Here is an 11668-nt window from a genome sequence, read left to right on the forward strand (position 1 = left end):
GAGTCCGGCAAGTCCGAGTCCGGCAAGTCCGAGTCCGGCAAGTCCGAGTCCGGCAAGTCCGAGTCCGGCAAGTCCGAGTCCGGCAAGTCCGAGTCCGGCAAGTCCGAGTCCGTGGCCGATGTGACGGCCCACGAGCCCGACACCGACGACGACACCGAGCGGGACTGATCCCGGCGCGTGACCTAGGGTCCTTCTGATGGATCTCCGCGGCGTCGCGACGCCCGGCACGCCGATCGCACGCACCGAACGCCGCTCCTTCTCCCACGGAGATCCATCAGAAGGGCCCTAGCGGCGTGACACAGCAGAAGGGGCGGGCTCCGATCCGGGGCCTGCCCCTTCTGCGTTCCGCCTTCCCGGGGGCGGTCAGACGTCGAGCGCCCGCAGCACCAGCCCCGAGGCCGGCTTCGGACCGAAGGACGTCGACTTGCGGGGCATCGTCACACCCTGGCGGGCGAGGTCACGGACGACCTCCTCACGGACCGGGTGCATGAGGACGGCCGTGCTGCCGTCCTGTTCGGCCTTGGTGACCGTCGCCGCCGCGTCGTGGATGTAGGCGATGTGGGCGGGGGAGTCCTCGGGGATGTGCCAGACGTGTTCGAGGAGCGTGGCGTGCAGGACGGTGGCGTCCAGGGTGCGCCAGGCGGCCGGGCGGTCGGCCGGGACGGTGCGGGCCAGCAGGTCCGGGTCGGGCCGGTCGAGCAGGTGGAACGTGCCGTCGCCGGCCAGCAGGAACGCGTTGCCTGCGCAGGCCGCGTCCGCGAGCGCCTCCTGTGCTTTCGGCAGCGTCACGTCGAGCCGGCGTACCCGGAAGTGGCCCTCGACGGCCGTCAGGGCGTCCGCGACCCGCAGGCCGTGCAGCAGGCGGTGGATGGCGCGGACGCGCAGCGGGTAGCGGGCGGTGTCCACGAGGAGCACCAGGCCGTAGTCCCAGGGGCTGGGGGAGGCGTGCTCCGCGCGCAGCCGCAGGTAGGTGGCCCAGCGGTGGTGGCCGTCGGCGATCAGGGCCTGGTGGTGGGCCAGGTCGGACTGGACGCGGGCCACCTCGGCGGGGTCGGTGATCGACCAGAGGCGGTGGTGGAAGCCGTCCTCCGTGGTGGTCGCGAGCAGCGGGAGCCGTCGGGTCGTGGTCTCGACGACCTCGGCGGCGGTGCCGTCGCCCCGGTAGGTGAGCAGCAGCGGTTCCAGGTTCGCGGAGGTGGCGCGCATCAGGGCCGCGCGGTCGGCGACGACCGGGGGCATGACCTCCTCGTGCGGCAGCACCACGCCCTCGGACGGCTCCGAGACCCGCAGGGCGCCGATGACCCCGCGTTGGAGCATGCCGTTGCCGTCGCGCTGTTCGTAGACGTACAGGCCGGGTTCCGGGTCCATGGCGAGGATGCCCTCGGCCTGCCAGCGGCGCAGGGTGTCCGCCGCCTGTTCGGTGCGGGCGCTGGGGGTGCCGGCCTGGGGAAGGATGAGGCGGACGATGTTGTGCGGGTCCGCGGACTGGAGGTGGTGGACTCCGTCGGGGCGTACGACGACGTCGTACGGCGGGGAGGTGACGGCCGCCAGACTGCCGACCCGGTCCGGGTCGTAGCGAAGGCCTCGGAACGGGGTGAGTTCCAGGCCTCGGCGCTCCGTTGCTTCCGAGTGACCTGCAGTGTTCATCCCGGCATCGTACGTGTGTCGATGCGTGCGGGATGATCGGTGGGGAAGGCGGGTCGAGCGAGAGTGACAAGGAGCGATGGGGAATGAGCCAGGGCACCAGGACTGGTCCCGAGGGCAGCGGACAGGCCCTGAGCACGGCGTACGACACGGCGCTGCTCGATCTGGACGGGGTGGTGTACGCGGGTGGCAGCGCGATCGCGCACGCCGTGGAGTCGCTGGAGGTGGCCCGCTCGGGCGGCATGCGTCTGGCGTACGTCACCAACAACGCGTTGCGGACGCCGGACGCGGTGGCCGGGCATCTCACGGAGCTGGGGATCCCGACGGAGGCCGACGACGTCATCACCTCGGCGCAGGCGGTGGCGCGGCTGATCAGTGAGCAGGTGCCTGCGGGGGCGCGGGTGCTGGTCATCGGGGGTGAGGGGCTGCGGGTCGCGCTGCGGGAGCGGGGGCTGGAGCCGGTGGAGTCCGCCGACGACGATCCGGCGGCCGTGGTGCAGGGGTTCGGCGGGCCGGATCTGCCGTGGGGCCGGTTCGCGGAGGCGTCGTACGCGGTGGCGCGCGGGGTGCCGTGGTTCGCGTCCAACACGGATCTGACGATCCCCAGTGGGCGGGGGATCGCGCCGGGCAACGGCGCGGCGGTGGAGGTGGTGCGGATCGCTACGGGTGCGGAGCCGCAGGTGGCGGGCAAGCCGCTGCCGCCGATGCACCGGGAGACGATCCTGCGGACGGGCGCGAAGCGGCCGTTGGTGGTGGGGGACCGGCTGGACACCGACATCGAGGGCGCGTTCAACGGCGGCGTCGACTCGCTGCTCGTGCTGACCGGCGTCACCGACGGGCCCCGGCTGCTGGCCGCGCCGCCGCAGCACCGGCCGACGTATGTGGACGCCGATCTGCGGGGGCTGCTCACCGGGCAGCCGGAGGTGAGTGCCGCGGGCGACGGGTTCCGGTGCGGGGGGTGGACCGCCACGGCCGGAGCGGAGGAGCTGGAGCTGTCGGGTGACGGGGAGGCGCTCGACGGGCTGCGGGCGTTGTGCGCGGCGGCCTGGACGGCGGCCGGGGAGGGCTCCTGCGGGCTGGACGGGGCCAAGGCGCTGGCGCGGCTCGGTCTCTGACGGCCCGGGGACTCCGCCCGCGGGGGCGGCGTTGGCCGGCGGGACCGGGCACCGCGATCTATGCGAGGGTAGGCTAACCTAACTACGTGTTGGTCGAGAGTCCCCCCGAACAGCGCGCGGAGACCGCCCCCGCGCCCCCAACCCGCCGGGCGATACGGTCCCTTGGTCTTCTCGGGTCCGTCGGGATCCTGGTGCTCGTCGCCCTGGCGAGCATCGCGATCGGTGCCAAGGAGCTGCCGTGGGAGCAGGTCTGGCACGGTCTGTTCCACGACACCGGGACGTACGGGGACGTGGTCGTCGACGAGCGGCTGTCGCGGACCGTCCTCGGTCTGCTGGCCGGTGCCGCCCTCGGCCTGTCCGGGGCGGTGCTCCAGGCGCTCACCCGCAACCCGCTGGCCGACCCCGGGCTGCTCGGCATCAACGCGGGCGCCTCGGCCGCCGTGGTCACCGCCATCACCTTCTTCGGCGTCACCACGCTGCGCGGCTACGTGTGGTTCGCGTTCGCCGGCGCGGCCGTGGTGGGTGCGCTGGTGTGGTTCCTGGGCGGCAGCCGGGGCGCCACCCCGGTACGGCTCGCGCTCGCGGGCACCGCGATCAGCGCCGCGCTCTACGGCTATCTCCAGGCCGTGATGATCACGGACGGTGCGGCGCTCAACAAGCTGCGTTTCTGGACGGTGGGTTCGCTGGCCTCGGCGAGCGACGCGACGATCGTGCAGGTGCTGCCGTTCCTGGCGGCGGGCACCCTGCTCGCCCTCGGCCTGGCCCGGCCGCTGAACGCGGTGGCGATGGGTGACGACACGGCCCGTGCCCTCGGCGCGAACCTGGGCCGTACCCGGGCCCTCGCCATGCTCGCCGCCACCGTGCTGTGCGGCGCGGCCACCGCGGCCTGCGGTCCGATCGCCTTCGTCGGCCTGATGGTGCCGCACGTGGTGCGCTCCTTCACCGGCCCGGACCTGCGCTGGATCCTGCCCTACGCGACGGTCCTGTCGCCGGTGCTGCTGCTCGGTGCCGACGTCGTCGGCCGGGTCGTCGCCCGTCCCTCGGAGCTCCAGGTCGGCCTCGTCACCGCGGTCATCGGCGGGCCGGTCTTCATTCTTCTCGTACGACGGCGGAGGACGGCCCAGCTGTGAGGAACACGCGTACCCTGCGCACCCCCGGCGGGCTCTCCGTGCGGGCGGACGTGCGCGCGCTGGTCGTCGTGGTGGCGCTGCTGCTGGCCGCGGCCGCCGCGAGTGTCGTGCTGATCGGCACCGGCGACTTCCCGATCTCCTTCGGTGACGTGCTGAGGACGCTGGCCGGTGACGGCACCGCCGGGCAGGAGTTCATCGTCGACGAACTGCGGCTGCCGCGGGTCCTGGTCGGTCTGCTGGTCGGTGCCTCGCTGGGGCTCGGCGGCGCGCTGTTCCAGTCGATCTCCCGCAACCCGCTGGGCAGCCCGGACGTCCTGGGCCTGTCCCAGGGCGCCACGTCCGGCGCGCTCGTCGTCATCGTGCTGATGTCGGGCAGTGCCACCCAGGTCACCGTCGGTGCGCTGATCGGCGGGCTGCTGACCGGTCTCGGCATCTATCTGCTCGCCTGGAAGCAGGGGGTGCACGGCTACCGCCTGGTCCTGGTCGGTATCGGTGTCTCCGCGATCGTCACCGCGGTCAACGGCTATCTGCTCACCAAGGCCGACCTGGTCGACGCCACCCGCGCGGTCGTCTGGATGACCGGCTCCCTCGACGGCCGTGACTGGAGCCAGGTCTGGCCGCTGCTCGCGCTGTGCGCGATCCTCGTCCCGCTGGTCCTCGCCAACGCCCGGGGCCTGCGCATGACGGAGATGGGCGACGACGTGTCGTACGCCCTGGGGGTGCGGGTGGAGCGGGTGCGGATGCTGCTCATGGTGTCCGCGGTGCTGCTGACCGCGGCCGCCACCGCCGCGGCCGGTCCGGTGAGCTTCGTGGCGCTCACCGCACCGCAGCTCGCCCGCCGCCTGACCCGTTCACCGGGACCCAACCTGGTGGCCTCCCTGAACATGGGTGCCACCCTGCTCGTCACCGCGGACTGGGCGTCCCAGCGCGCGTTCGGCGCCGACCAGCTGCCCGTGGGCGTGGTCACCGGCGTCCTCGGCGGTGTGTACCTGCTCTGGCTCCTCGTCACCGAGCGCAGGGCGGGCCGGATATGAGCCCGATCCCCACCGGCGGGACGAACGACCCGAGGAGCACTGTGAACCGCCTGTCCGCCGAGAACGTCACCCTCGCCTACGACCAGCGGGTCATCGCCGAGCAGTTGTCGGTGGAGATCCCCGACAACTCCTTCACGGTGATCGTCGGTCCGAACGCCTGCGGCAAGTCGACGCTGCTGCGCGCCCTGTCCCGGATGCTCAGGCCCAGCCGGGGCCGGGTGCTCCTGGACGGCCAGGTCGTCCAGTCGATGCCGGCCAAGAAGGTCGCCCGCACCCTCGGCCTGCTCCCGCAGTCGTCCATCGCGCCCGACGGCATCACCGTCGCCGACCTGGTCGGCCGGGGCCGTTACCCGCACCAGGGCCTGCTGCGCCAGTGGTCGGCCGAGGACGAACGGGTCGTCCAGGAGGCGATGGCGCGGACCGGGGTCGCCGAGCTCGCCGACCGGTACGTCGACGAACTCTCCGGCGGGCAGCGCCAGCGCGTCTGGATCGCCATGGCACTCGCCCAGCAGACCCCGCTGCTGCTCCTCGACGAGCCGACCACCTACCTGGACATCCAGCACCAGATCGACGTCCTCGACCTGTGCGCGGAACTCCACGAGGAGCAGGGGCGGACCCTGGTCGCGGTCCTGCACGACCTCAACCACGCGGCCCGCTACGCCACCCATCTGATCGCGCTCAAGGGCGGCCGGGTCGTCGCGGAGGGCGCCCCGAACGACATCGTCACCGCCGCGCTGGTCGAGGAGGTGTTCGGGCTGGCCTGTCAGGTGATCGACGACCCGGAGACGGGAACCCCGCTGGTGGTGCCGGCGGCCCGGAAGGCGAGGGCCGGCACGAGGGGGGCCGCGGCGAGCGGGGTCACAGCAACTTCCTGAGCCGGAACAGGTCCAGCAGGTTCGCCTCCAGCTTCACCCGGCCCGAGCCCCAGGCCCCGGCGAAGTTCAGCTCGCCGTCGACCAGGGCCACCAGGTCGTCGCCGGCCATGGCGAGTCTGATCTGCGCCTTCTCGCGCGGCGCCCCGGGGAACGTCTCCGCCACCTCGATCCGGCCGCCGGTGAGCCGGCCGGCGAAGGTGACGTCCAGGTCGGTGATGTGGCAGCTGACCGTGCGGTCCATGGCGGCGGCCGCCCGGGCGTCGCCCTCGGCGCCACCCATGTTGTGCGAGAGCTTCTCGAGTGCGGCGCGGCACTCCTCGATCGTGGCCATCGCGATCGACGGTACCCCAGCGGTTCGGGGTAGCGTCGGGGCATGACCGACTCTGTGCCCGAGGGCCCGGCGGCGGAGGCGGCGGAGACGGCCCCGGTCGCGGTACCCGCCGAATCCGAGTACGACCCCGCCGCCACCGCCCCGCTGGACGTCCCCCGCACCCCCACCGGCCACGCCGAGGTCGACGCCCTGCTCGACCGGCTGGCCGACGCCGACCACCTCGGCACCGACGGGCATCTGGAGGTGTACGAGGATGTACACCGGGGACTGCGCGACGCGCTCACGGCGCTCGACACCCGCCCGGGACCTCCGGGACCCCCGGTGCCCGCACCGTCGTACCACCAGAGCAGGAGCTGAACCCACCGTGGCAGGAGTCGCACGTCGCCGTCTGGACGCGGAGCTGGTCCGCCGGAAGCTGGCGCGCTCGCGCGAGCACGCCAGCCAGCTGATCGCCGCCGGGCGGGTGTCCGTCGGCAAGACCGTCGCGACCAAGCCGGCCACGCAGGTGGAGACCGCCGCGGCGATCGTCGTGCAGAGCGACGACAGCGATCCCGAGTACGTGTCCCGGGGCGGGCACAAGCTCGCGGGCGCGCTCGAAATCTTCGTACCGCGGGGGCTTGTGGTGGCCGGGCGGCGGGCGCTGGACGCGGGCGCGTCGACCGGCGGGTTCACCGATGTGCTGCTGCGGGCGGGCGCCGCGCACGTCGTCGCCGTCGACGTCGGGTACGGCCAACTCGCCTGGTCTCTGCAGAGCGATGAACGCGTCACCGTCAAGGACCGTACGAACGTACGCGAGTTGACGCTTGAAGCGATCGATGGGGAGCCTGTGGATCTAGTCGTGGGTGATCTGTCCTTCATCCCGCTCGGGCTGGTGCTGCCGGCCCTGGCGCGGTGTGTGAAGCCGGACGCCGACCTGGTGATGATGGTCAAGCCGCAGTTCGAGGTGGGCAAGGAGCGACTGGGCAGCGGGGGAGTCGTACGGAGTCCGCAGCTGCGGGCGGAGGCCGTGCGGGGGGTTGCCGACAAGGCGTGGGAACTGGGGCTCGGGGTGAACGGTGTCACCGCGAGTCCGCTGCCCGGGCCGTCGGGCAACGTCGAGTACTTTCTGTGGCTGCGGGCCGGCGCACCCCAGTTGGATCCGGCCGATGTTGACCGTGCAGTGGCGGAGGGGCCGCGTTGACACAGAACCGAGCTCGTACTGTTTTCCTCCTCGCCCACACCGGGCGGCCCGCGGCGATCCGCAGCGCCGAGCTGGTGGTGAAGGGGTTGCTGGCGGCCGGAGTCGGCGTACGGGTACTGGATTTCGAGGCCCGCGACCTGCCGCTGCCCGACGAGGTGGAACTCGTCGAGGAGGCGTCGCCGCACAGCCTCGACGGCTGTGAGCTGCTGATCGTGCTCGGCGGTGACGGGACGCTGCTGCGCGGTGCCGAGTTCGCGCGTGCCTCCGGGGTGCCGATGCTCGGCGTCAACCTCGGGAGCGTCGGGTTCCTCGCGGAGGCCGAGCGGGACGACCTGGACAAGGTCGTCGACCGGGTGGTGAGCCGGGCGTACGAGGTCGAGGAGCGGATGACGGTCGACGTCGTCGTGCACCGCAACGGGGACATCGTGCACACCGACTGGGCGCTGAACGAGGCGGCCGTGCAGAAGGCGGGCGCCGAGAAGCTCCTGGAAGTCGTGCTGGAGATCGACGGGCGGCCGGTGACGGGGTTCGGGTGCGACGGCATCGTGCTGTCGACGCCGACCGGGTCCACTGCCTACGCCTTCTCCGCCGGCGGGCCGGTGGTGTGGCCGGAGGTGGAGGCGCTGCTGATGGTGCCGATCTCCGCGCACGCGCTGTTCGCGAAGCCGCTGGTGACGTCGCCGGACTCGGTGCTCGCGGTGGAGGTGCTGCCGCACATCCAGCCGGGGGTGCTGTGGTGTGACGGGCGGCGGACGGTGGAGCTGCCGCCGGGGGCGCGGGTGGAGGTGCGGCGGGGGGCGGTGCCGGTGCGACTGGCACGGCTGCACCACGCTTCGTTCACGGACCGGCTGGTGGCGAAGTTCGCGTTGCCGGTCTCCGGGTGGCGGGGGGCGCCGCACTAGCGGTTCGTGGGGGCTGGTTCCGGAGCGTCGGCGGCTGCGGGTGCGTGGGGGCTGGTCGCGCAGTTCCTCCCCCAGCCTTCGGCCGGGGGTACCCCCAGCGCCCCTTGGTTTCTCCGTCCGCCGCGCGTCTGTACGGCACCGTGCCCCCTGGGGGGCGCACCTCCACTCGCCCGGGTGACAGGGTGCCTCGCACTTCTCGGGCCCGACCTCGTAAGGTCTTCTCCGTGCTGGAAGAGATGCGGATACGGTCCCTCGGAGTCATCGACGACGCCGTCGTCGAGCTGTCGCCGGGGTTCACCGCCGTCACCGGTGAGACCGGTGCGGGCAAGACCATGGTGGTCACCAGCCTCGGGCTGCTGCTCGGCGGGCGGGCGGATCCGGCGCTCGTGCGGATCGGGTCCGAGAAGGCGGTCGTCGAGGGGCGCGTCACCGTGCCCGCGGGCGCCTCCGCGGGCGTACGGGCCGAGGAGGCCGGTGCCGAGCTGGACGACGGGGCGCTGCTGATCAGCCGTACCGTTTCCGCCGAGGGGCGTTCCCGGGCGCACCTGGGCGGGCGGAGCGTGCCCGTGGGGCTGCTCGCCGAGCTCGCCGACGACCTGGTGGCCGTGCACGGGCAGACCGACCAGCAGGGCCTGCTGAAGCTGTCCCGGCAGCGCCAGGCCCTCGACCGGTACGCGGGCGACGGCGTCGCCGTGCCGCTCGCCAAGTACGGCGAGGCGTACCGGCGGCTGCGGGCCGTGACGGTGGAGCTGGACGAGATCGTCACCCGGGCGCGTGAGCGGGCCCAGGAAGCCGACATGCTGCGGTACGGGCTGGACGAGATCGCGGGCGTGGAGCCGCGGCCCGGCGAGGACGTCGAACTCGCCGAGGAGGCCGAGCGGCTCGGGCACGCCGAGGCGCTGTCGTCGGCCGCGACCGCCGCGCACGCCGCGCTCGCGGGCAACCCCGAGGACCCCGAGGGCATCGACGCGGCCACCCTGGTCGCGGGCGCCCACCGGGCCCTGGAGGCCGTACGGTCGCACGACCCGGCGCTCGCCGCGCTCGCCGACCGCATCGGTGAGATCGGGATCCTGCTGGGCGACGTGGCCGGGGAGCTGGCCGGGTACGCCGACGACCTGGACGCCGACCCGCTGCGACTGGCGGCCGTGGAGGAGCGGCGGGCCGCGCTCACCGCGCTGACCCGCAAGTACGGCGAGGACGTCGGCGCGGTGCTGGCCTGGGCCGAGCAGGGGGCCGCGCGGCTCGGCGAACTCGACGGCGACGACGAGCGGATCGACGAGCTGACCGCCGAGCGGGACGCGCTCCGTGCCGAACTGGGCGGTCTCGCGCAGGCGTTGACCGACGCGCGGACGGAGGCCGCCGAGCGGTTCGCCGCGGCCGTCACCGCCGAGCTGGGCTCCCTCGCGATGCCGCACGCGCGTGTGTCCTTCGCGATCCGGCAGACCGAGGATCCCGAGGGCGTGGAGGTCGGCGGCCGCCCGGTGGCCTACGGCCCGGCGGGCGCCGACGAGGTCGAACTGCTCCTCGCCCCGCACCCGGGCGCCCCGCCGCGCCCCATCGCCAAGGGCGCCTCCGGCGGTGAGCTGTCCCGGGTGATGCTCGCGGTGGAGGTCGTCTTCGCGGGCACCGACCCGGTCCCGACGTACCTCTTCGACGAGGTCGACGCGGGTGTGGGCGGCAAGGCGGCGGTCGAGATCGGCCGGCGCCTCGCGAAGCTCGCCAAGTCCGCGCAGGTGGTCGTGGTCACCCACCTTCCCCAGGTGGCCGCCTTCGCCGACCGCCAGTTGCTGGTCGAGAAGACCAACGACGGCACGGTCACCCGCTCCGGCGTGAAGGTCCTGGAGGGCGAGGAGCGGGTCCGGGAGCTGTCCCGGATGCTGGCCGGCCAGGAGGACTCGGAGACGGCCCGGGCGCACGCGGAGGAGCTGCTCGCGACGGCCCGCGCGGACCGCTGACGGAACACGGGGCGGCGCGTTGGTGCGCCGCCCCGCGCCCGCCTCTGCGGGCCCCCTTCTTCACTCTCCCGGGTGACACGCTCCGGCGCATTGCCCCGGCCCGCCTCGGTATGTGCCGCCCCGGGGTACGCGGAACCCCCTTGCGTGCTGGCATCCTTGACGGGGACGGGGTGTCCGGGGGAGGGCGCACGGCGACCTCTTCGGCCCGATACCTTCTGTACGTTCCCTCGTGACCGCCCCACGCCGAACCAGGAGCACGGCCGCGTGAGCCCCGTGAGCAGCAACGCACCGCTCGGCCAGTCGCCGCTGCGCACCGTGCAGGTGCTGGGCGGCGGCAACGCCGGCAGCAGTGCGCACGTGCGTTCGCTGGCCGCCGGCCTCGTCGCGCGGGGCGTGCGGGTCACGGTGTGCGCCCCCGTGGAGGCCGATCGCGCCTACGGCTTCTCGGACGCCGGCGCCGACCACGTGCACGTGCCGCGCAGCAGCGACCCGGGGTCGGTCGCCGCGCTCCGTGCGGCCTGCACCGGCGCCGACCTGGTGCACGCCCACGGCCTGCACGCCTCCTTCCGTGCGGCGCTGGCACTGAGCGGCCGCAGCACCCCGCTCGTCGTCACCTGGCACAACCGGGCGCACGCCGAGGGTGCCCGGGCGCATCTGCTGCGGATGCTGGAGCGGCGCGTGGCGCGGGCCGCCGCGGTGGTCCTCGGGACCACGTCCGACCTGGTGGACCGCGCCCGCCGTACCGGAGCCCGGGACGCCCGGCTCGCCGCCGTGGCGCTGCCCGGACCGCGGCCCGCGACGCCGGACGACCCGGAGGGGCTGCGGCCCAAGGTGCGCGCCGAACTCGGTGCCATGGGGCGGCCGTTGCTCATGGCCGTCGGCTCCCTCGACCGGCATCGCGGCTACGACGTCCTGCTGGACGCGGCCCACGCCTGGCGGCGGCTCGACCCGGTGCCGCTGCTCGTCGTCGCCGGGGAGGGCCCGCTGCGCACGGAGTTGCAGCGGCGGATCGAGGCCGAGGAACTGCCCGTCCGGCTCGTCGGCCGCCGTGACGACGTCTCCGAACTGCTCGCCGCCGCCGATCTCGCGCTGCTGCCCAGCCGTTGGGAGTCCCGCTCGGTCCTCGCGCAGGAGGCCCTGCACGCGCGCGTGCCCCTGGTCGCGACCGCTGTGGGCGGCATCCCCGACCTGGTAGGAGACGCGGCCGAACTCGTCCCGTACGGCGACGCGCCGGCCCTCGCCGCCACCGTCGTACGCCTGCTCGGCGACCCCGGGCGGTGCGCGGAACTGCGCGAGAAGGGCACCCGGCAGGCGGCGAGCTGGCCGACCGAGGACGAGACGGTGGCCCAGGTCCTCAGCGTGTACGACGAGTTGACCCAGCCCCGGCCGCTGCCCTAGCAAGCACGCCTGCGGGCCCTGAGCGCCGGGCCGCTGCCCTTGGAGACGTGTCTGCGGGCCCTGAGCGCCGGGCCGCTGCCCTTGGAGACGTGTCTGCGGGCCCT

The 11668-nt window shown here is 73.7% G+C and carries 11 protein-coding genes; 9 read left to right on the top strand and 2 right to left on the bottom strand.

Annotated elements, in window-relative coordinates:
* Positions 1-363: 363 nt before the first annotated feature.
* Complete coding sequence (locus tag AB0958_RS41870; protein WP_366895737.1) at positions 364-1647, bottom strand: DUF1015 domain-containing protein; 1284 nt, start codon at positions 1645-1647, stop codon at positions 364-366.
* Positions 1648-1730: 83 nt separating this feature from the next.
* Here AB0958_RS41870 and AB0958_RS41875 point away from each other — a divergent pair, with 83 nt between their 5' ends.
* The 4 genes from AB0958_RS41875 (at position 1731) to AB0958_RS41890 (ending at position 5798) form a co-directional block, all read left to right on the top strand.
* A complete protein-coding gene (locus tag AB0958_RS41875; RefSeq protein ID WP_366895738.1) occupies positions 1731-2759 on the top strand; it encodes an HAD-IIA family hydrolase in 1029 nt (342 codons plus the stop codon).
* Between the two features lie 86 nt (positions 2760-2845).
* Positions 2846-3889, top strand: coding sequence for an iron chelate uptake ABC transporter family permease subunit (locus AB0958_RS41880; RefSeq protein ID WP_366895739.1), 1044 nt, complete (start codon positions 2846-2848; stop codon positions 3887-3889).
* A complete protein-coding gene (locus AB0958_RS41885) occupies positions 3886-4923 on the top strand; it encodes an iron chelate uptake ABC transporter family permease subunit (RefSeq protein WP_366895740.1) in 1038 nt (345 codons plus the stop codon). The genes AB0958_RS41880 and AB0958_RS41885 overlap by 4 nt, the downstream gene beginning before the upstream one ends.
* A complete protein-coding gene (locus AB0958_RS41890; protein WP_366895741.1) occupies positions 4920-5798 on the top strand; it encodes an ABC transporter ATP-binding protein in 879 nt (292 codons plus the stop codon). The genes AB0958_RS41885 and AB0958_RS41890 overlap by 4 nt, the downstream gene beginning before the upstream one ends.
* Here the strand turns inward: AB0958_RS41890 and AB0958_RS41895 are convergent.
* Positions 5782-6129 (bottom strand): SCP2 sterol-binding domain-containing protein, encoded by a 348-nt coding sequence (locus tag AB0958_RS41895; protein ID WP_366895742.1) that lies wholly within the window; start codon positions 6127-6129, stop codon positions 5782-5784. The two genes, AB0958_RS41890 and AB0958_RS41895, sit on opposite strands and share 17 nt — an antisense overlap.
* 42 nt (positions 6130-6171) lie before the next feature.
* Between AB0958_RS41895 and AB0958_RS41900 the strand changes: the two genes are divergently transcribed.
* The 5 genes from AB0958_RS41900 to AB0958_RS41920 all read left to right on the top strand — a co-directional run bounded on the left by AB0958_RS41900 (position 6172) and on the right by AB0958_RS41920 (position 11564).
* On the top strand, positions 6172-6486 hold the full coding sequence (locus AB0958_RS41900; RefSeq protein WP_366895744.1) for a hypothetical protein: 315 nt from the start codon (positions 6172-6174) through the stop codon (positions 6484-6486).
* Between the two features lie 7 nt (positions 6487-6493).
* A complete protein-coding gene (locus AB0958_RS41905) occupies positions 6494-7309 on the top strand; it encodes a TlyA family RNA methyltransferase (RefSeq protein WP_366895746.1) in 816 nt (271 codons plus the stop codon).
* Positions 7306-8211 (top strand): NAD kinase, encoded by a 906-nt coding sequence (locus AB0958_RS41910; RefSeq protein ID WP_132889008.1) that lies wholly within the window; start codon positions 7306-7308, stop codon positions 8209-8211. The genes AB0958_RS41905 and AB0958_RS41910 overlap by 4 nt, the downstream gene beginning before the upstream one ends.
* 236 nt (positions 8212-8447) lie before the next feature.
* On the top strand, positions 8448-10166 hold the full coding sequence (gene recN, locus AB0958_RS41915; protein ID WP_366895749.1) for a DNA repair protein RecN: 1719 nt from the start codon (positions 8448-8450) through the stop codon (positions 10164-10166).
* 264 nt (positions 10167-10430) lie between these two features.
* Positions 10431-11564: a glycosyltransferase family 4 protein gene (locus tag AB0958_RS41920; RefSeq protein ID WP_366895747.1), complete on the top strand. Its 1134-nt coding sequence runs from the start codon at positions 10431-10433 to the stop codon at positions 11562-11564.
* Positions 11565-11668 lie beyond the last annotated feature (104 nt).

The organism is Streptomyces sp. NPDC006655 (assembly GCF_040703965.1).
GTDB lineage: Bacteria > Actinomycetota > Actinomycetes > Streptomycetales > Streptomycetaceae > Streptomyces.

Bases quoted from the DNA above. Each gene is read 5' to 3' on its own strand.
- AB0958_RS41870 (WP_366895737.1), bottom strand. From the start codon at position 1,647: ATGAACACTGCAGGTCACTCGGAAGCAACGGAGCGCCGAGGCCTGGAA.
- AB0958_RS41875 (WP_366895738.1), top strand. From the start codon at position 1,731: ATGAGCCAGGGCACCAGGACTGGTCCCGAGGGCAGCGGACAGGCCCTG.
- AB0958_RS41890 (WP_366895741.1), top strand. From the start codon at position 4,920: ATGAGCCCGATCCCCACCGGCGGGACGAACGACCCGAGGAGCACTGTG.
- AB0958_RS41895 (WP_366895742.1), bottom strand. From the start codon at position 6,129: ATGGCCACGATCGAGGAGTGCCGCGCCGCACTCGAGAAGCTCTCGCAC.
- AB0958_RS41900 (WP_366895744.1), top strand. From the start codon at position 6,172: ATGACCGACTCTGTGCCCGAGGGCCCGGCGGCGGAGGCGGCGGAGACG.
- recN (WP_366895749.1), top strand. From the start codon at position 8,448: ATGCGGATACGGTCCCTCGGAGTCATCGACGACGCCGTCGTCGAGCTG.